Source organism: Winogradskyella wandonensis, assembly GCF_004346845.1.
Taxonomy (GTDB): Bacteria; Bacteroidota; Bacteroidia; order Flavobacteriales; family Flavobacteriaceae; genus Winogradskyella; species Winogradskyella wandonensis.
The window spans coordinates 106,725-126,183 of sequence record NZ_SMGI01000004.1; the positions used below are offsets into that span (position 1 = coordinate 106,725).

The window sequence follows — 19,459 nt, forward strand, 5'->3', positions numbered from 1 at the left end:
TTTACGATGCTTATAAAATTAATTAACGCCAATTGTAATATGTTTCTAACACGTACTTGTTTTATATTCGTTCTACTTACGTCATTCTCTCACCTTACGGCTCAAATACAATATTTCCCAGAACGAAATGCAACTTGGGAAACAAAATCGCCAGCAGATGTAAAGGTTGATTCCGAATGGTTGAATGATGCAGTAGAATTTGCAGAAGCTAACGAATATTCTGGCTCTAGAGATTTGCGCATTGCCATTTTAAAGGGTTTCGCTCGTGAGCCATTTCATGAGATTTTGGGGCCTACAAAAAAACGTGGTGGACCAGCAGGAATGATATTAAAAGACGGTTATCTTATTGCAAAATGGGGAGATACCAAACGTGTAGATATGACCTTTAGCGTAACTAAAAGTTTTCTCTCTACGGTAACTGGCTTGGCTGTAGATGAAGGTTTAATTAAAGACGAAACTGATTTTGTAAAAGACTATGTTTGGGATGGCACATTTGCAGGTGAACATAATTCAAAAATTACTTGGCAGCATTTATTACAACAGAATAGCGATTGGTCTGGCGAAATCTGGGGCGGAAAAGATTGGGCAGATAGACCACCGAGAGAAGGAAATTTAGATGATTGGAAAAACAGAAAATATAACGAACCAGGTACAGTTATGGAGTATAATGATGTACGTGTAAATGTGCTGGCATATTCTGCATTACAAGTTTGGCGAAAACCTTTACCACAAGTGTTAAAAGATGAGGTTATGGACAAAATCGGTGCATCAACCACATGGCGTTGGTTTGGTTATGACAATGCATGGACAACCATCGATGGACTAAAAATGAAATCCGTTACTGGCGGCGGACATTCTGGTGCTGGATTATTTATTTCGGCAGAAGATATGGCACGTTTTGGCTTATTGTTTTTGAATAACGGCAAATGGAAAAATGAGCAAATTATTAGTGAAGATTGGATTAAACGTGCCATTACACCATCAAAACCTAACGTAAATTACGGTTACATGTGGTGGCTAAACAAAAAAGGACCACGTCACTGGGAAAACGTTTCAGAAGATATTTATTACGCTGCAGGTTTTGGCGGAAACTTTATAATTATAGACAAAAAAACCAACGTTGTCGTAGTGACACGCTGGTTAGAACCTTCAAAAGTTGGTGAGTTTATGCAAACTTTAACCAAAGCATTTAATTAACGTATAGCTTCTAATTGTTTTTTTGTTTCAACCACCTTTTCTCTTAATTTCAAGATGTCTTTTTCGTAATCAATTTTGTCTTTGTCTGAAAGATTCCCGTTTTTCTTCAGTTTTTCAAATTCACGTTCTTTAGTTATCAAAGCCATTTTAGCATCAATATAAGCTTCTCTAGCTTTTTCAAGATTTCGTTCTTTATCTTGGATGGTTTCGACTTTGTCTTCTAAAGTCTTTATTTGGTCTTTTAGACTTTTAATTTGGTTATTCAAATTTTCAAGTTCCTCTGCACGCTGTTCCTCAGCTTGTAAACGGTCTTGTAAAACGCTTTTAATATCACTTTTTTGTTGAGATGTTAACTCTTCGGTAACGTTTTTTTCACCTATAAAAAAGTCATTATTTTTTACCGAATATACTTTTCCAGAGTCCATAATTACTTTTTGTGTACTGCCACAGGACAACAAAATTGATAAAATAATGAATAAGCTTGCTAGTTGTTTAAAATTTCTAATTGTCATAATATGGTTTTTCTATAATATAACCTCAAGATTACCAAATTGCAAAAAAGCAGCGTTAAACGTTTTCTAAATTTTGTTAAGGATTTCTGAAGCTTTTAAAAGGGTTTCGTCAGTTTTAGCAAAGCAAAATCGTAGAACTTTATCATCTTTTTGATTGAGATTGAAAACCGATAGCGGAATAGAAGCAATACCGAATTCTGTTGTTAATCGCTTGGCAAAATCTACATCATTCTCATCAGTAATATCTGAATAATCCAACACTTGAAAATAGGTGCCTTTTGAAGGTGTAAACTTGAATTTTGAATCTTTTATCAAACTTAGAAACAAATCTCGTTTTTGCTGAAAAAATTGATTTAGACCCAAATATGTGTTTGCGTCTTGCATATAATCGGCAATGCCTTTTTGCGATGGATGATGCACCGAAAACACATTAAATTGATGCACTTTTCTAAATTCTTGCATCAGTTCCGCTGGGGCACAAGTGTAGCCAATCTTCCAACCTGTGTTATGAAACGTTTTCCCGAAAGAAGCGGTTATGAAACTACGCTGTTTCAAATCTTGAAATAAACAAGCACTTTGATGCTGCTCGCCGTCAAAAACAATATGTTCGTAAACCTCGTCACTTAATACGATAATATCTGTGCCTTCGGTTAGTTTTTGAAGTCGAAGCATATCTTCCTTAGACCAAATTGTTCCGCTTGGATTGTGAGGTGAATTAATCAAAATCATCTTTGTTTTAGACGATAGTTTTGAGGCGACCTCATTCCAATCTGGTTTGTAATCTGGAGCAGACAATTGGATAGGAATTACTTTTCCACCATTAACTTCAACCGCAGGTTTGTAGCAATCGTAAGCAGGTTTAAAAACAATAACTTCATCATTTGGTCTTACAAAAGCGGAGACAATACAATAAATGGCTTGGGTCGCTCCAGAAGTTACTGTGATTTCTTTTTCAGGATGATAGGTGCTGTTGTACAACCTTTGGTATTTATTGGCAATGGCGAGGCGCAAATCTAAATTCCCAGACATTGGTGCGTATTGGTTGTAGCCATTATTCATAGCATCGTTTACCAAGTCAATAAGTTTCTGATTACTCGGGTAATTTGGGAAACCTTGAGATAAATTAATGGCATTATGCTGATTTGCCAATGCGCTCATTACTGTAAAAATGGTCGTGCCGACGTTGGGGAGTTTGGAATTGTGTTGCATTTAGTAAAGATAATCACAAGATATTACAACACGAAAATATGTTGTTTTACTCTCTCAATATGTCATCAATAATCTTTAGATGATGCTTGGTATGGATTTCTAGAAATCTAGTGACATGCTTTTTATTGATATGTCCAAACATTGGATGTTTAAAGTAAGCGTTTGCAGGTAATACGCTGATAGTTTCAATATTTTTTTTGGCATCTGTAACTTGGGTAATCAATGCTGCTTTTTCTATAACTTCTGGTGGTCTAACGTGTTTTGGAGCTTTGGCTTTTCCGCGTGGGAATTTTCCAAGGGTGAGTAAAAATTTTCCAACGAGTGTTATATTTTTTTGGTAGGTGTTTGGGTCAGAGGATTGCATGGCTAAGCACACATTATTTATCACTTTTAGACTATGGTCTATTTGCCACCCGATGGTCGCTTTTGAGACTTTTGGATTCGTAAATTCGTGTTGCGGAATATAAGACTCTAAGGTTTTTATATAGTCGGAAAGTTTATTTTGCGATGTCATTAGATATATTTTAGGAAAGGTAAATAAAAAAATCCCAAACATTGCTGCTTAGGATTTTGTATCATGAGATGCTGAATCTCCCGACGTTTCAGGACAGCATGACAAATCGATAGTTTTAGTAACGGTAATGTTCTGGCTTGTATGGACCTTCAACAGTTACACCAATATATTCAGCTTGGTCAGATTTAAGCTCTGTTAGCTCCACACCAATCTTTTCTAAGTGTAATTTTGCTACTTTTTCGTCTAAATGCTTTGGTAACATGTACACTTGGTTTTCATAATTTTCACTGTTGTTCCATAGCTCTATTTGTGCTAAAGTTTGGTTTGTAAATGAGTTGCTCATTACAAAACTTGGGTGACCAGTTGCGCAACCAAGGTTTACTAGGCGGCCTTCTGCTAGAACGATGATGTCTTTTCCATCAATAGTATATTTATCTACTTGAGGCTTAATGGTGTTTTTAGTGTTACCATAGTTTTCGTTTAACCAAGCCATTTGTATCTCGTTATCAAAGTGACCGATGTTACATACGATAGTCTTGTCTTTCATTGCTTTAAAGTGCTCCGCACGTACGATGTCTTTATTTCCTGTTGTAGTGATAACAATGTCAGAATTTCCGACAACAGTTTCTAAACGCTTTACCTCAAAACCGTCCATTGCAGCTTGTAGCGCGCAGATTGGGTCGATTTCTGTAACTGTAACGATAGAACCAGCACCTTTAAAAGAAGCGGCTGTACCTTTGCCAACATCACCATAACCACAGACCGTTACACGCTTACCAGCTAGCATAACGTCCGTTGCACGACGAATGGCATCTACTGCAGATTCTTTACAACCGTATTTATTATCGAATTTAGACTTTGTTACCGAGTCGTTTACGTTAATCGCTGGCATTGGCAATGTTCCGTTTTTTACACGCTCGTATAAACGGTGAACACCGGTTGTTGTTTCTTCAGAAAGACCTTTGATGCCTTCTGCTAAGTGCGGGTATTTATCCAACACCATATTTGTTAAATCACCACCATCATCTAAAATCATATTTAATGGCTTACGGTCTTCGCCAAAGAATAACGTCTGCTCAATGCACCAATCAAACTCTTCTTCGGTCATATCTTTCCAAGCATACACAGCAGTTCCAGCAGCAGCAATAGCAGCAGCAGCTTGGTCTTGTGTAGAGAAAATATTACAGCTACTCCAAGTCACTTCTGCTCCAAGAGCTTGTAATGTTTCTATTAAAACTGCAGTTTGGATGGTCATATGCAAACATCCAGCAATACGTGCACCTTTTAGCGGTTGTTCATTTTTGTATTCTTCGCGCAGACTCATTAAACCTGGCATTTCTGCTTCGGCTAATTCAATTTCTTTTCTTCCCCAAGCCGCTAAAGACATGTCTTTTACTTTGTTTGGAACGTAAGCAATAGTTTTTGTACTCATTTTTTATCTTTTTTATAATTGAACGCTTTTAGAATTTAGAAACTAAAATGTTTAATTTAGCTTTGCAATTACCAAACGCGTTTTAAGCGCTGCAAAGATAATACATAACATTAACATTCTTAAATGCCGCTGTACAAATCTATTAGCGTTAATACACAAACTACTGTTAAAATTTGGAAGATTGAAGAATCTTACGACGATTTAATGCAACCGCTAGACTTAAAACCCGAAAGTTTAGAGCGCGTTTTAGGTATGAAAAGTGAGTTGCACCAACGTGGTTTTTTAAGTGTACGCCATTTGTTACGCGAATTTGGATACACCGACCAAGATTTGTTTTATGATAACAATGGAAAACCACATCTTAAAGACGGGAAGCATATATCCATTACACATAGCTTTACATTTTCGGGAGTGATTGTAAGTGATACTGAAGTTGGAATTGATATTGAAAAACAACGTGAAAAGATTGCTATTATCGCTAAGAAGTTTGTGGGTTATGAGTTTAATTACCTAAAGCCTGAAGCTGAAGATTATGTACGAAAGCTGACTGTAATTTGGGCAATTAAAGAATCTTTATACAAGCTCTTTGCCACGCCAGGCATGTTATTTAGAGAGCATTTTTTAGTCATTCCGTTTACGTTTGAAGATGATGAAACGGTGTGTTGGATAGATTATAACAGTAGAAAATACAGATATAACGCTAACTTTTTGGAGTTCAAAGGTTTTACTTGTGCATATGTCATAGGCTGATGAGTGCGATTTATCACAACATAAAGTCAGCTGCGAAACAGAAAAAGAAACAATTAGCTGTTTTAATTGACCCAGATAAAGTAAAGGTTGAAAATTTGGGTAAATTCGCTCAAAAAATTAATCAATCCATAGCGACTCATATTTTTGTTGGAGGAAGTATTGTTGAAGAAAATGAAACTGAAAACGTTGTTGTTGAGCTAAAGAAGCATACTAAACTACCAATAATTTTATTTCCGGGAGATGTTACTCAAATCACAGATAAAGCCGATGGAATTTTGTTTTTGTCTTTAATATCAGGTCGAAATCCAGACTATTTAATAAGTAAACATGTTGAAGCTGTACCGAAGTTATTTAGGTCTGGATTAGAAGTCATCCCAACAGGATACATTCTTATAGAAAACGGAAGAGAAACTTCTGTTGAACGCGTAAGCCAAACAAAACCGATACCAAAGCAAGACATTGAAAACATAATAAATACCGCTAAAGCGGGCGAATATTTAGGGCATAAATTAATCTATCTCGAAGCAGGAAGTGGCGCAACAGAACCAGTAGATTTTAAAATCATTTCTGAAGTTAAAAAACGATTAGAAATCCCACTAATTGTTGGTGGCGGCATTAGAACAAAAGAAGCCTTAGATTTGGCATTCAATTCTGGCGCAGATTTGGTAGTTATTGGAACGGCTTTTGAGGAAGATGAAAATTTCTTTAATCAAATAAGGAAAGAGTAAACACAAAACAGTTTCTTCCCTTTGGGAAGATTAAGATGGGCTTATGAAAATATCAGTAGAACTTACATTCACACCATTAAAAGACGATTACGAACCGCACATAATTGCGTTTATAAAAGCGCTTCGGAATTCAGAATTTACGATTTTAGAAAATCCTCTAAGTACACAAGTTTATGGCGATTATAATAAGGTGATGCCTTTTCTTCAAACCGAAATTGAAAAAGCATTTTCTGATGTGGATATCGCCGTTTTACAACTAAAATTGGTAAAAACCGATAGAAGTAATTATGAACCAGATTTTTAGCCCCATTGTTCGCCAAGAGAACATTTCCCCAAAAGGGAAAAACCAATCAGTACAATATGAGTGACATAGTAAACTTTTTTTTTGAAGCTTATCAAACTACACCAACATTTCAAGTCGTATTGGAGGCAGTAGCTTTTGTATTTGGTATTGCTAGTGTGTGGTTTGCTAAAAAGGAAAATATTTTGGTCTATCCAACAGGGATAATCTGTACGGTAATTACAGTATATTTACTCTACATCAACGAGTATTTTGGAGACATGATGATGAATTTCTACTATTCTGTAATGAGTATTTACGGTTGGTGGAACTGGTCTCGTAAAAAAGGAAATCAATACGTTGTACCAGTTTCAAGAACTAATTCTCGGGAAAAACTTATCGGATTTGGACTGTTCCTTTTAACCATGCTAGTTACATTTTTGGTTTATAAAGGCTTTGAATATAATATTGAAATTCCAAATTATATAGACATCTTTACTTCGGGCGTATTTTTTACCGCCATGTGGTATATGGCGAATAAGAAATTGGAGAATTGGACACTTTGGATTATTGGTGACTTAATTACAATTCCGTTATATGCTTATAGAGGTTTAGGTATGTTATCTTTGCAATATTTAATTTTTACAATTCTAGCTATTCAAGGCTATCTCGCATGGAAGAAAAACTTAGACAACAACCTACAGACTGCATAAAAGTGGTTGTATTTGGGCCAGAATCTACTGGGAAAACGACACTTTCTCGTCAGTTGGCCAGGTATTATAATAGTGTTTGGGTGCCAGAATACGCTAGAGACTATCTTCAAAATAAATGGAATAACGAGCGTAAGACCTGCGAGCAAAAGGACTTATTGCCAATTGCAATTGGACAAATGAAGCTTGAGAATGAACTTGCAAAGAAAACAGATAGCGTATTAATTTGCGACACAGATTTGTTAGAAACTAAGGTGTACAGCGAAGCCTATTACCAAGGTACTTGTGACCCAATATTAGATAAGTTTGCCCAAGAAAATACGTACGACTTGTACTTTTTAACTTATATCGATACACCTTGGGAAGCCGACGATTTAAGGGATAAACCTAACGAGCGAGAGCGTATGTTCAAGGCTTTTGAAACTGCTTTGAAACAATATAAAAAACCGTACGTTTTATTAAAAGGCGGAAAACTAGAGCGACTCGAAAAAGCGGTAAGTTATATCAATGAGTTATTAAAAAAATAAAGGTTGAAATTTTCAGAAAAAGATATAGAACAAATTGAAGCTCATAATTTAAGCATTGAAATCATCTATCGACAGATAGAGCAATTTAAGTCAGGAGTTAATTTTACAAACCTAAAAGCAGCAGCTGTAATTAATAATGGAATTATAGCTCCGACGTATCTAGAAGTCGATAATTATGTAAAATTATTTGACGAGAACAAGGATAAATTATCTATTGTAAAATTTGTACCAGCATCAGGAGCAGCTACAAGAATGTTTAAATTCTTGTTCGATTTCTTAAAGGACTACAATCCCAAAGTGCAATCACTAAATGCATTTATAAATAAAAATCAATTAAAGGATTTGACCTTATTTCTAATCGCATTAGAAAAATTTCCTTTTTATCATAAAGTTTTAGAACAGTTAAAAGAAAATAGGATTGATTACGATAGTTTAAATCCAAATGAAAAAGCATACGAGTTTGTCAAGGCCATGTTAGAGGAAGATCAGCTTAATTTCGGTGCTTACCCAAAAGGTTTATTTCCATTTCATAAATATAATAACGATATCTCTACGGCATTCGAGGAGCATTTATTCGAAATGGCATTTTACGGGTCAAGAAAGACGCCTCTTTGGGTACATTTTACAATTTCCGAAGTTCATAAAAATAAATTTACAGAAGAATTTAAGCGTATTGAAGAACGGGTGGAATCCATTACAGGATTTCCATACGAAATAGCGTTTTCTTATCAGCATCAATCTACAGACACCATAGCTTTAAACACAAAAAACGAACCATTTAGAAACGATGATGGTAGTCTTTACTTTAGGCCGTCAGGACACGGTGCATTATTAAGAAATCTAAATGCAATTGATGCCGATGTAATTTTTATTAGTAATATAGATAACGTCGTAGTAAAGCATTACAAGGCAGAAGTTGCGAAGTATAAAAAGGTTCTTGCGGGAATGCTTATCGAAGTTAGGCAGACCATCTTTAGTTATATTAAGTTGCTTAAAACTAAAAAATTGGGTGATGCTGATTTAGACGAAATAGGCAATTTTATCACAAATAAGCTTAATTATCATATTTCTGAAGAATTTGAGAAGTACTCACATAAATATAAAGTTGAATATCTTATTGAAGCCTTAAATAGACCAATTCGGGTTTGCGGTATGGTAAAAAACGAGGGTGAACCAGGCGGTGGACCATTTTGGGTTAAAGACGAATCTGGGAAAGTATCATTACAAATTGTAGAATCGGCACAAATCAATAAAAAAGACAAACGTCAGAAACGCATTTTAGATAATGCTACTCATTTTAACCCTGTAGATATAGTGTGCTCAATAAAAGATTATGAAGGTAAAACGTTTGATTTAGAGCAGTTTGTAAACCATAATGCTGCATTTATAACAATGAAGACAAAGGTAGGTAAGTCCGTTAAAGCTCTTGAACTACCTGGGCTTTGGAACGGAAGTATGGCCTACTGGAATTCAATTTTTGTCGAAGTGCCTGTATCGACTTTTAATCCTGTGAAAACGGTCAATGATTTATTAAAACCATCTCACCAACTCAGTTAACGTGGATTTATTAGAGCTAACAAAAGAATTGAATTACAAAGCCGTAAGAAGCTCTGGCAGTGGTGGACAGAATGTAAACAAAGTTGCTACAAAAGTAGAGTTGTATTTTGATTTAAAAGCAACTTTAATTTTCAACGATGAACAAAAGGAAAAGCTCAAAACGTATTTAAAAAACAGATTAACTAAAGAAGGTGTCTTAATACTTAGTTGTGGCGAAACCAGAAGTCAACTTAAAAATAAGACAATAGTGACTCATCGTTTTTTTGAGCTAATTGAAGAAGGACTTAAAGAAGAAAAAGACCGTTTACCAACAAAAGTTCCCCGAGCTATAAAGCAGAAACGGTTGCAAAACAAGCGAAAAACTTCAGAAAAAAAGGCCAATAGAAAGCCTCCAAAAATTGATTAAAAAAAATCTAACAATCATAATTATAAAATCGTTAATCGATAGTATCTTTGCATCGTTCTCAAAAAAGGGGTGCTTTTTTAAGTGAACAGTTATCAGTAACAGTCAACAGTTTATCTGCCGACTGAATACTGCAACTGCGAACTGATTTAGGCTGAGATCATACCCATTGAACCTGCGCAGGTAATGCTGCGAAGGAAGCGAGCGTTAAAAAAATGTCTAGTAGACATTTTTAGCGAGTGCAATTAGATTATCAATGTTGGTTTCACTTCTGAATATTTTGATAGAAGATTTTCTATCACACCATTCAAAATGAAATCAATTTTTAGTTTAAGACCACGAGTTAAACGTTCAAAATTTAGTTATTAACAAAGAATAATTACCTCTTTTTATTCGATTATAAAACGCTATAGTCGTATGAAAACTATTCTATTCTCTAAACTGTCATCTCGAGTACTTCGACAATGTTCAGCACAAGCTTCGTTGAGAGGTGTACAACAAAAAATCACAACAATCGCTTTATTATTGAGCTTATTTTCTGCCTTTGGGCAAGAAAAAGCAAAAGATTCAACCAAGACCGAAAAATTAGATGAGGTTTTAGTAAAAGCTGTTCGTGTAAATGCAAAATCACCAATTACACACAGTAACGTAGACAAAAAGGAGATTGCCAAACGTAATCTAGGGCAAGACATTCCGGTGTTATTAAACTTTTTGCCTTCGGTAGTAACTACTAGTGATGCAGGTGCGGGTATTGGTTATACCGGTATTAGAGTTCGTGGTGTGAGCTCGCAATCTACAAATGTTACCATTAATGGTATTCCGTATAACGATGCTGAATCCTTGGGAACATTCTGGGTCAATTTGGGTGATTTTTCTTCTTCTGTAGAAAATTTACAATTGCAGCGCGGTGTTGGGACATCAACAAATGGTTCAGGTGCTTTTGGAGCGAGTATCAATATCCTAACAGACGTTGTTTCAGAGGAGCCAATGGGCGAAATTTCTAATTCTTTCGGGAGTTTTAATACTAGAAAACATACTGTAAAATACAGTACAGGAAAGATGGCCTTGGAAAGTGACCCAACGCGTAGTTTCGAAATTGCAGGTCGCTTATCTAACATCTCATCAGATGGTTACATAGACCGTGCTTCTACCGACCTTAAGTCTTATTTTCTGCAAGGGTCTTATGTTGACGATAATACGCTAATTAAGGCTATAATGTTTGGTGGTAGTGAGGTAACATATCAGTCTTGGTTTGGTATTGATGCTCAAACTTTAGCTACAGACAGAACATTTAATCCTGCCGGTATTTACACCGATGATAACGGAGAAACGCAATTTTACGATAGAGAAGTAGACGATTATAAACAAGATCATTATCAATTACACTGGAATCAGCGTTATAATAATCAGTGGTCCACTACTGTAGGTCTAAATTACACTTATGGGCGAGGATTTTTTGAGCAATTTAGAGAAGATGACGATTTTGAAACGTATGGCTTCATTCCACTTATCGATGTAAACAATAACCTTATTAATACTACAGATTTAGTACGTCGTCGTTGGTTAGATAATGATTTTTATGTAGTTAATGCTAGTGCTAACTACAAGAATAATAATTTAGATATGATTTTTGGGGCTTCGTTTAGCCATTACGATGGTGACCATTTTGGAGAAGTGATTTGGGCAGAATATGCAAGTCAAAGTGAAATTAGAGACCGATATTACGATGGAAACGGAAAGAAGAACGATTTTTCAGGATTTTTAAAAGCCAATTACAGATTAAACGACCGCGTTAAATTGTATGGAGACCTACAAGTTCGTAATGTTAATTATGAGACCTCAGGTATCAATTCTAATTTAACTTTATTTAATGTCGATGAGAATTATACATTTTTTAATCCTAAAGCTGGTATAACTTACGAGCTTAACGAGACTAACGATTTATATTTCTCTTACGCAAGAGCAAATAGGGAACCTAGCCGCGATGATTTCGAAAATAATCCAAATATAGAGCCCGAGCAGCTTAACGACTTTGAGTTAGGTTGGAGGCATAAAGCTGGAAATTTTACGTTTAACGCTAATGGTTACCTAATGCTTTACAACGAGCAATTGGTTCTAACCGGGCAACTTAACGATGTTGGTGCGCCGATTCGTGAAAATAGTGGCGAAAGCTACAGGTTGGGTCTGGAGTTAGAAGCTGTTATTCCAGTGACTTCAAAATTAACTTTGCAACCAAATGCTACACTAAGTACAAACAAAAACAGAGAAACCTTCTTATCTTTTAATGGTGTTTTAGAGAATTTAGGAACTACAGATATTGCCTTTTCTCCTGATTTAATTGCTGCAAATGCAATTGTATATCAGCCGATAGAGAATCTTCAGATGTCTTTACTTAGCAAATACGTTGGAGAACAGTTTATGAGTAATATTGAAGCCGAGGAGTCTAAATTAGATAGTTTCTTTGTTAACGATTTTAATGTGGTTTATACCTTAAAACCAAAATCTGTTTTCGAATCTGTTGTATTTACAGGTTTGGTGAATAATATTTTTAATGAAAAGTACGTATCTAACGGTTACTTTGGGACTTTTGATTTCGAAGACCCAAGTAGTCCAACAGGTATTTCATCTGGGACGTTTACAGGATTTTATCCACAGGCAACTACAAATTTTTTATTAGGCGTAACCTTAAACTTCTAGTTAGATATAACATATTGGTTGTTACCAACAAACTCAACCCTGTATTCTTTAAGTGTACAGGGTTGGTCGTTTTGGCCAATGACCTGTCCTGTGATTAGATTGTACTCATTACCATCTTCGCAACCGCAAATTGCATTAACACCGTTAATAGTTAGTATAGAGCAACTACTAAAAGGATGATTAGGGTCTGCAGCATCCCAAGCACGCAATGTGGTACTGTTTACACGGGTAATAATTATACCGCCATTTCCTTGGCCATCTAATCTAGCAGAATTACCTGTATTTATTAACTGGCTAAATTGCGGTAGGTTTAGGTTAATAGTAGCATTTACACCAACATTGAGTAAAAAATTACAATTGTTTAAGTTGTCGTTATTACTGCAGCCGAGGGCTAAGACTATTAGACCTAAAACCAAATATTTTTTCATAACAAAATTTAAATTTTTCTTGATTGCAATTTACACAAATTAAGACATCAGATAAATATTTTATATATTTGTACTCTTATCTCGTGAAAGCGGGATTTTTCATTTACGCTGAACTTGTTTCAGCGTCTTTTGTATATACAAAAACGAAGAAACGATGAGTAAAGTATCTTATTACACAGCAGAAGGATTAAAAAAATTAAGAGAAGAACTTAATTATTTAAAAGATATAGAGCGCCCTAAAGCGTCACAGGCTATTGCAGAAGCAAGAGACAAAGGCGATTTAAGTGAAAATGCAGAATACGATGCAGCTAAAGAAGCGCAAGGTATGCTAGAGATGAAAATTTCTAAGATGGAAGAGACCCTAGCTAATGCAAGGGTTATAGACGAGTCTCAGTTGGACACCTCAAAAGTTTTGGCATTATCTAAAGTAAAAATTAAAAATCAGACCAATGGCATGGAAATGACCTATACATTGGTTGCCGAAAGCGAAGCAGATTTAGCTTCTGGTAAGATATCGGTTAATTCGCCAATTGGTAAAGGCTTATTAGGAAAATCTGTTGGTGATGTTGCCGAAATACAAGTACCTAGTGGCATTATGAAATTTGAAATTTTAGAGATTTCTAGATAATACGAGTTATCAATTAATATTTAAAGATTCCTGCTTATAGCTTGAGTGGGAATCTTTTGTATTTTAAAAAAAGATGAGATTGGGTGCAGTCGAAATCTTTTCATTAATTTTAAAAATTATAACATATAACCAGTATGGCTTCAATATTTACAAAAATCGTTAACGGAGAGATTCCTTCTTACAAAGTTGCAGAGACCGAAGACTTCTTTGCTTTTTTAGATATTAATCCAAACAGTAAAGGTCATACCTTATGTATTCCTAAAAAAGAAGTCAATAAAATTTTTGATTTAGATGAAGCAACATACATGGGCTTGATGGCTTTTTCTCGTCGTGTTGCAAAAGCGATTGAAAAATCAGTGCCTTGCGAGAGAATTGGAATGTCGGTCATTGGACTAGAAGTTCCGCATGTGCATGTACATCTAATTCCCTTACACACTATGGAGGATGCACGATTTATGACAAAGCAAAAATTAACTGAAGACCAGTTCTTAGATTTAGCGAATACTATTGCCAGCAACTTAGATTAAATTGTAATTATTCCGCTCATAAATAAAATAATAGTTACAAGTATCAGCAAATCTATTATTATAAAGATGTAGGCCGCAGGCTTAAGTTTTATAGATGGTTTCTTGGGTATAATTGCACGTTCGTGATATGCAACAACACGCTCAATATCTGAGTCCCAACGCACCGGATAAATTTGCGTGTTACAGTTGTTGCAATGCATTTCATGAGTGGTTTTCTTAGTAATGGCTTTTATAAAAATATTCTCTGTAATTTTTTGTTTAAAGGTAAGTTGTAGGCCATCGTTGCTATAGCATTCGGGACAATTATTATTCAATTGATATTCTTTTAAAGTAAAATAATTAGTAGTAGCCATAATCCCGATTTAAGTTAATTTCTTTAAGGCAATTTGAAAGGTTGTGCCTTTACCTATTTCAGATTTTTCAACTTTTATTTTGCCATTGTGGTAGTCTTCTATAATGCGTTTTGCCAAGGACAATCCAAGTCCCCATCCTCTTTTTTTTGTGGTATAACCTGGTTGAAAGACGGTTTGCCATTGTCCCTTAGGAATACCTTTTCCGGTGTCTGAAATAGAAATAAATACCTCCTTGTCAGTTTCACTTATGCTTAGATTAAGTTGGCCTTTGCCTTTCATGGCATCGATAGCATTTTTCACTAGGTTTTCAATAGTCCAACTGAAGAGTTGTGCGTTTAATTTTACTTTAATTTCTTTTCTAGGACTTTCTAGATTAAAAGTTATCAACTTGGAACTACGTGCTTTTAAATAATCGAAAGAGTTTTCGGTTTCGTAAACCACATCAGCTGTTTTTAGTTCTGGGACAGAGCCTATTTTACTAAAACGTTCGGTAATGGTTTGTAACCGGTCTATATCTTTCTCTATTTCTGCAATATAATCTGCTTTTACATTTTCGGTTTTTAAGATTTCTGTCCACCCAACTAAAGAAGACAAGGGCGTCCCTATCTGGTGTGCTGTCTCTTTGGCCATGCCTGTCCATAGTTTATTTTGTTCGGCATTTTTAGAACTTTTGTAAAAGAAATAGACCACAGCCGCAAAAAGAAATATAATAAGTAATAATGCAAGTGGGTAGTATTTTAATTTGTTTAATAGAGGCGAATTACCATAATAAAGTGTTTGATTAATATCCTCCATTACCAAAGGGCGATTTTCTTTTTCAAATTTTGAAATTAGCCATTTCTTATTTTTGGTTACGTACGCATCGTCGATACTGTCATTAAATTTTTTTGCTAGTTCATTGTCTTCAGAAAGTCTTGGCTTAGAAAAAATATTTCTATGATTATTAATCGTACTATCGGCATTTACTAAAATCATAGGAGCTGTGATGTTAGTATTTAGCACAATGTAATCAACCACTTCATTAATTTTAATATCCTCACCAGATTTTGTCAATGTTGTAATATAATCGGTGTAAGCTGCCGTCCAGTTTTGCATTTTAGAACGTTCTTCTTCTTTAAAATGCTGGAAAAATACGTAAGTGTTCCAAAGGATTAAGGAGACAATAATGAAAGAAGAAAGAATGATAATCCAACGGAGAACATTTCGGTTTCTAAAAATACGCATGTATAAGTTAGTTAATGGTTCTAAATATAATGCAATTCTATAGATTTTATTGTTTTTATGGTTTGCAGAATTCATTTTATAAGCTTAGAATATAGTTATCTTTGAAGAAAATTATTCTACAATGATTTCTTTCGAACCAAAAGACTTATCCACCGCAAAATTGCATGGCTATTTACTTAGTGCTGTGGCACCAAGACCAATAGCTTTTGCTAGTACAATAGACGCTGATGGTAATCCAAATCTATCGCCATTTAGTTTTTTTAATGTGTTTAGTGCTAATCCACCGATTCTTATTTTTTCACCAGCACGAAGAGTAAGAGACAATACCACAAAGCATACATTAGAAAATGTTGAAGCTGTAAAAGAAGTGGTAATCAATACGGTAAATTACGCTATTGTGCAGCAAATGTCATTAAGTAGTACCGAATATCCCGTTGGTGTTAATGAGTTTGACAAAGCAGGGCTTACGATGCTACAATCGGATTTGGTTAAACCTTTTAGAGTAGCAGAATCGCCAATACAATTGGAGTGTAAAGTCAATAAAATTATTAATCTAGGAACAGAAGGTGGTGCAGGGAACTTAGTGATATGTGAGGTTTTAAAACTCCATATTTTAGAAAGTGTCATCGATAAAGAAGGAAGAATAGATCAAGAACAATTAGATTTAGTTGCACGTGCCGGCGGAAGTTATTACAGTAGAGCTAAAGATGGATTTTTTGAAATACCTAAACCTTTAACTACATTAGGCATCGGTGTTGATAAGTTACCAGAATCCGTTAGAAAAAGTTCTATTTTAACGGGTAATGATTTAGGAATTTTGGGTAATTTAGCCGCCTTTCCGAGTGATTCAGAAATTGAAGAATTTTTACAGACTTCGGAAGAATTTTCTAACGTTTCTCAAGCTGATTTTGCAATTGATATAATCCATAAAAGAGCAAAATCACTGATTGAAAATAAAGAGGCTGAGACAGCGTTATTACTATTAATGGCTAAGGAAAAACTAAATAAAATCAATACATAATAAACATGGAAGTACAAGGCAGAATTAAGTTGATTGGAGAAACTGAAACCGTAGGAAGTAATGGCTTTAGAAAAAGAGATGTTGTGGTAACGACGGAAGAGCAATATCCACAGCATATTTCTATTCAATTTGTTCAAGATAAGACCGATTTACTTAACAATTACCAAGTTGGTCAGCAAGTAAAAGTAAACATTAACCTAAGAGGACGCGAGTGGACGAGCCCACAAGGCGAAGTAAAATACTTTAATACCATCCAAGGATGGAGAATCGAAGCATTACAACCAGAGGCAATGTCTGGTGATGTACCACCAGTACCACCTGCAGCAGCTTTTGAGCCTGCTACGGATATAGATACAGAAGACCACGACGATTTACCGTTTTAATCTGTATTTACAAAATATATAAATCAAACCTGTTCTCTTCCTGGAGCAGGTTTTTTTAGTGTTATAAATAAAAAAGTCCCGATTAAAAAATCAGGACTTAATATTGTGGTTTTAGGTTAACCTTTAGAAACAAACTCAAAAAAAAGCAATGATGAACAAAATTCGTGACATAAAGGTTATATCAAAGATGATAAAAAAAGCTAATTTTCCAAAGATAAAGTGCTGATTTAACACTGATAAGACTTACTACAACGTTGTAGTTAAACAAAATATGTACTTTTTAACTCAAAAAATTGAATTTCCAAATGTTTCTGAAGCATCATCTGATGGTTTGCTAGCTATTGGTGGTGATTTATCTTCAGAACGACTTCTGCATGCCTATGAGAATGGTATTTTTCCCTGGTTTGAGGACGAAGAACCTATACTTTGGTGGTCGCCTGACCCAAGATTTGTAATTTTTCCGAAGGATTTAAAAGTTTCAAAAAGCATGAGGCAACTTCTAAGACAAAAGAAGTTTAAAGTTACTTTAAATAAAGATTTTAAGGCCGTCATCTCAAACTGTTCAGAGGCTTACAGAAAAGGACAATACGGAACTTGGATAACAGACCACATGATAGAGGCCTATATAAAACTTCACGAATTGGGTTATGCTATTTCAGTTGAGGTTTGGCAAGATAAAGTCTTGGTTGGTGGACTTTACGGCGTTGATGTAGGTAACGGCGTATTTTGTGGAGAATCTATGTTTACAAAAGTGAGCAACGCAAGTAAATATGGTTTTATCCATTTTGTACAAAATTCTAACTACAAATTAATTGATTGTCAGCTTCACACTAATCATTTAGAGAGTCTCGGTGGAGCCTATATTTCTCGAAAAGAATTTTTAAGGTTCTTATAGTTTATACTTCATTATATCTAAAACAAGATATCTCGTGGTCATTAACCATGCCTGTAGCTTGCATGTGTGCATAAATTACGGTAGAACCTACAAACTTAAAACCTCGTTTTTTTAAGTCCTTACTTATTTTATCGCTCAGAGGTGTATTTGCAGGGGCATCTTTATAATTTTTGAACTTATTTTTAATCGGTTTCCCATCAACAAATCCCCAGATGTATTTAGAGAACGAGCCAAATTCGTCTTGCACTTTCATAAAGGCTTTAGCATTACTAATAGTGGCATTTACTTTGAGTTTATTTCTAATTATTCCAGAATCACTAAGCAAATCTGCGATTTTATCGTCATCGTAGTTGGCGATTTTTTTATAATCGAAAAAATCAAAAGCTTTCCTAAAGTTTTCGCGCTTTCGAAGAATAGTTATCCAACTTAATCCAGCTTGAAAAGTTTCAAGAATCAGAAACTCAAATAATTGGTCATCATCATATACTGGGACGCCCCATTCTAAATCATGATAAGCTTCATAAAGTGAGTCTCCAACACACCAGCCGCACCTGTGTTTTTTCATTAGTTATTTCTCTTTTTAATTCCGTATTCTATCAGTTTAATGAGGATATAAATACCAACCAATACGTGTCTTAAGTCAAAAAGCGTTAAATTTTTAGTAATCTGCCTATTATCAAAAAGTTTCAGGTAAGCACCAGCTAATAGTACAAAAAATAAAATGATGATAATGCCTTTGGTAACTTCTAGAATTTTCACATTGTAAGTTTTTAGGTATTGCACTACTAATGTAACAACTGTTGCACAATTTTAGGCAATAGAACATTAATTTTGTACTATGGAAATATTAGAAGATAAAATGATTAAAGATATAATTTCAGCCAGCTTACAAAAGAGCATGTCTTACAAAGCCTACAGAGATTTGGTTGAAGAATTAACTGCAAATAACTCTACAACAGGCGCTGAAAAAACAGAAGCATTAGTTAATTATACGATGCTTAATGACCGACGCATGAAGCGTTGGGACAAGACTGTAAAAGTTTCTGACGACGCTAAAGCAAAGACTCAAAATTTCAATGGTAACGTAACATGGTTAGTTATTACAGAGAGTTGGTGTGGCGATGCAGCGCACATCATGCCTGTAATTAACAAGGTTGCTGAATTGAGCGATAACATTGACTATAAGATAGTTTTACGAGATGACAATGAGGAGCTGATGAATGCCTTTTTAACTAATGGTGGAAAAGCAATCCCAAAACTAATTATGATTAATAACGAAACTGGAGAAGTGGAAAACACCTTTGGTCCAAGACCTTCTGTTGCTACTAATATGGTTAATGATTACAAAGCTAAACATGGCAGTTTAACTCCAGAATTTAAAGAAGACTTACAGCGTTGGTATAACAAAGACAAAGGCCAGTCAACTATAGAAGATTTGGTGGGGTTATTATAATTGAAAATTCAAGTTCGAGCGACAGTCGAGA

Annotated in this window: 24 protein-coding genes; 15 read left to right on the top strand and 9 right to left on the bottom strand. The window is 35.0% G+C overall.

Annotated features, from left to right (window positions below):
- The first annotated feature begins 6 nt into the window (after positions 1-6).
- Entirely contained in the window at positions 7-1,197 is a 1,191-nt protein-coding gene (locus DFQ05_RS11330) for a serine hydrolase domain-containing protein (protein WP_422398652.1), read from the top strand.
- Here the strand turns inward: DFQ05_RS11330 and DFQ05_RS11335 are convergent.
- The 4 genes from DFQ05_RS11335 to ahcY all read right to left on the bottom strand — a co-directional run bounded on the left by DFQ05_RS11335 (position 1,194) and on the right by ahcY (position 4,864).
- Complete coding sequence (locus tag DFQ05_RS11335; RefSeq protein ID WP_132705525.1) at positions 1,194-1,709, bottom strand: hypothetical protein; 516 nt, start codon at positions 1,707-1,709, stop codon at positions 1,194-1,196. The genes DFQ05_RS11330 and DFQ05_RS11335 overlap by 4 nt on opposite strands.
- A 66-nt stretch (positions 1,710-1,775) precedes the next feature.
- A complete protein-coding gene (locus DFQ05_RS11340; protein ID WP_132705526.1) occupies positions 1,776-2,918 on the bottom strand; it encodes a methionine aminotransferase in 1,143 nt (380 codons plus the stop codon).
- A 46-nt stretch (positions 2,919-2,964) separates the two neighbouring features.
- The gene (locus DFQ05_RS11345) at positions 2,965-3,432 is read right to left on the bottom strand and encodes a DUF1569 domain-containing protein (protein WP_132705527.1); all 468 of its coding nucleotides are present in this window, start codon (positions 3,430-3,432) and stop codon (positions 2,965-2,967) included.
- A gap of 115 nt (positions 3,433-3,547) precedes the next feature.
- A complete protein-coding gene (gene ahcY, locus DFQ05_RS11350; RefSeq protein ID WP_132705528.1) occupies positions 3,548-4,864 on the bottom strand; it encodes an adenosylhomocysteinase in 1,317 nt (438 codons plus the stop codon).
- 123 nt (positions 4,865-4,987) lie between these two features.
- Between ahcY and DFQ05_RS11355 the strand changes: the two genes are divergently transcribed.
- The 8 genes from DFQ05_RS11355 to DFQ05_RS11390 all read left to right on the top strand — a co-directional run bounded on the left by DFQ05_RS11355 (position 4,988) and on the right by DFQ05_RS11390 (position 12,516).
- Positions 4,988-5,614, top strand: a complete 627-nt coding sequence (locus tag DFQ05_RS11355) for a 4'-phosphopantetheinyl transferase family protein (protein ID WP_132705529.1) — start codon at positions 4,988-4,990, stop codon at positions 5,612-5,614.
- A complete protein-coding gene (locus DFQ05_RS11360) occupies positions 5,614-6,342 on the top strand; it encodes a phosphoglycerol geranylgeranyltransferase (RefSeq protein WP_132705530.1) in 729 nt (242 codons plus the stop codon). The genes DFQ05_RS11355 and DFQ05_RS11360 overlap by 1 nt, the downstream gene beginning before the upstream one ends.
- Positions 6,343-6,385: 43 nt before the next feature.
- Complete coding sequence (locus DFQ05_RS11365) at positions 6,386-6,646, top strand: hypothetical protein (RefSeq protein WP_132705531.1); 261 nt, start codon at positions 6,386-6,388, stop codon at positions 6,644-6,646.
- 56 nt (positions 6,647-6,702) lie between these two features.
- Positions 6,703-7,335, top strand: coding sequence for a nicotinamide riboside transporter PnuC (gene pnuC, locus DFQ05_RS11370; protein WP_132705532.1), 633 nt, complete (start codon positions 6,703-6,705; stop codon positions 7,333-7,335).
- Complete coding sequence (locus DFQ05_RS11375) at positions 7,296-7,859, top strand: AAA family ATPase (RefSeq protein ID WP_132705533.1); 564 nt, start codon at positions 7,296-7,298, stop codon at positions 7,857-7,859. The genes pnuC and DFQ05_RS11375 overlap by 40 nt, the downstream gene beginning before the upstream one ends.
- 3 nt (positions 7,860-7,862) lie before the next feature.
- The gene (locus DFQ05_RS11380; protein WP_132705534.1) at positions 7,863-9,416 is read left to right on the top strand and encodes a DUF4301 family protein; all 1,554 of its coding nucleotides are present in this window, start codon (positions 7,863-7,865) and stop codon (positions 9,414-9,416) included.
- Position 9,417: 1 nt separating this feature from the next.
- Positions 9,418-9,822, top strand: coding sequence for an alternative ribosome rescue aminoacyl-tRNA hydrolase ArfB (arfB, locus tag DFQ05_RS11385; protein ID WP_132705535.1), 405 nt, complete (start codon positions 9,418-9,420; stop codon positions 9,820-9,822).
- A 414-nt stretch (positions 9,823-10,236) separates the two neighbouring features.
- Positions 10,237-12,516 (top strand): TonB-dependent receptor, encoded by a 2,280-nt coding sequence (locus tag DFQ05_RS11390; RefSeq protein WP_132705536.1) that lies wholly within the window; start codon positions 10,237-10,239, stop codon positions 12,514-12,516.
- Here the strand turns inward: DFQ05_RS11390 and DFQ05_RS11395 are convergent.
- Positions 12,513-12,944, bottom strand: a complete 432-nt coding sequence (locus DFQ05_RS11395; RefSeq protein WP_132705537.1) for a hypothetical protein — start codon at positions 12,942-12,944, stop codon at positions 12,513-12,515. The two genes, DFQ05_RS11390 and DFQ05_RS11395, sit on opposite strands and share 4 nt — an antisense overlap.
- Positions 12,945-13,098: 154 nt before the next feature.
- On the opposite strand from DFQ05_RS11395, the gene greA reads away from it, so the two are divergent.
- Both greA and DFQ05_RS11405 read left to right on the top strand, forming a co-directional pair.
- Positions 13,099-13,572, top strand: coding sequence for a transcription elongation factor GreA (greA, locus tag DFQ05_RS11400; protein WP_132705538.1), 474 nt, complete (start codon positions 13,099-13,101; stop codon positions 13,570-13,572).
- Between the two features lie 134 nt (positions 13,573-13,706).
- Entirely contained in the window at positions 13,707-14,099 is a 393-nt protein-coding gene (locus tag DFQ05_RS11405; protein WP_132705539.1) for an HIT family protein, read from the top strand.
- On the opposite strand, the gene DFQ05_RS11410 is transcribed toward DFQ05_RS11405, so the two are convergent.
- Together DFQ05_RS11410 and DFQ05_RS11415 are read right to left on the bottom strand one after the other, a co-directional pair.
- The gene (locus DFQ05_RS11410; protein WP_132705540.1) at positions 14,096-14,452 is read right to left on the bottom strand and encodes a hypothetical protein; all 357 of its coding nucleotides are present in this window, start codon (positions 14,450-14,452) and stop codon (positions 14,096-14,098) included. The two genes, DFQ05_RS11405 and DFQ05_RS11410, sit on opposite strands and share 4 nt — an antisense overlap.
- A gap of 9 nt (positions 14,453-14,461) precedes the next feature.
- Positions 14,462-15,676, bottom strand: a complete 1,215-nt coding sequence (locus DFQ05_RS11415; RefSeq protein WP_132705709.1) for a sensor histidine kinase — start codon at positions 15,674-15,676, stop codon at positions 14,462-14,464.
- A 121-nt stretch (positions 15,677-15,797) separates the two neighbouring features.
- Between DFQ05_RS11415 and DFQ05_RS11420 the strand changes: the two genes are divergently transcribed.
- From DFQ05_RS11420 to aat, 3 genes are all read left to right on the top strand, one after another.
- On the top strand, positions 15,798-16,697 hold the full coding sequence (locus DFQ05_RS11420) for a flavin reductase family protein (protein WP_132705541.1): 900 nt from the start codon (positions 15,798-15,800) through the stop codon (positions 16,695-16,697).
- A 5-nt stretch (positions 16,698-16,702) separates the two neighbouring features.
- Complete coding sequence (locus DFQ05_RS11425; protein WP_132705542.1) at positions 16,703-17,080, top strand: DUF3127 domain-containing protein; 378 nt, start codon at positions 16,703-16,705, stop codon at positions 17,078-17,080.
- A 271-nt stretch (positions 17,081-17,351) separates the two neighbouring features.
- Positions 17,352-17,975, top strand: a complete 624-nt coding sequence (aat, locus tag DFQ05_RS11430) for a leucyl/phenylalanyl-tRNA--protein transferase (protein ID WP_132705543.1) — start codon at positions 17,352-17,354, stop codon at positions 17,973-17,975.
- Between the two features lies 1 nt (position 17,976).
- Here the strand turns inward: aat and DFQ05_RS11435 are convergent, their stop codons facing one another.
- Positions 17,977-18,540 (bottom strand): DNA-3-methyladenine glycosylase I, encoded by a 564-nt coding sequence (locus tag DFQ05_RS11435; protein ID WP_132705544.1) that lies wholly within the window; start codon positions 18,538-18,540, stop codon positions 17,977-17,979.
- The gene (locus tag DFQ05_RS11440; protein WP_132705545.1) at positions 18,540-18,734 is read right to left on the bottom strand and encodes a hypothetical protein; all 195 of its coding nucleotides are present in this window, start codon (positions 18,732-18,734) and stop codon (positions 18,540-18,542) included. The genes DFQ05_RS11435 and DFQ05_RS11440 overlap by 1 nt, the downstream gene beginning before the upstream one ends.
- 79 nt (positions 18,735-18,813) lie before the next feature.
- Between DFQ05_RS11440 and DFQ05_RS11445 the strand changes: the two genes are divergently transcribed.
- Positions 18,814-19,428, top strand: a complete 615-nt coding sequence (locus DFQ05_RS11445; RefSeq protein ID WP_132705546.1) for a thioredoxin family protein — start codon at positions 18,814-18,816, stop codon at positions 19,426-19,428.
- The last annotated feature ends 31 nt before the right edge of the window (positions 19,429-19,459 follow it).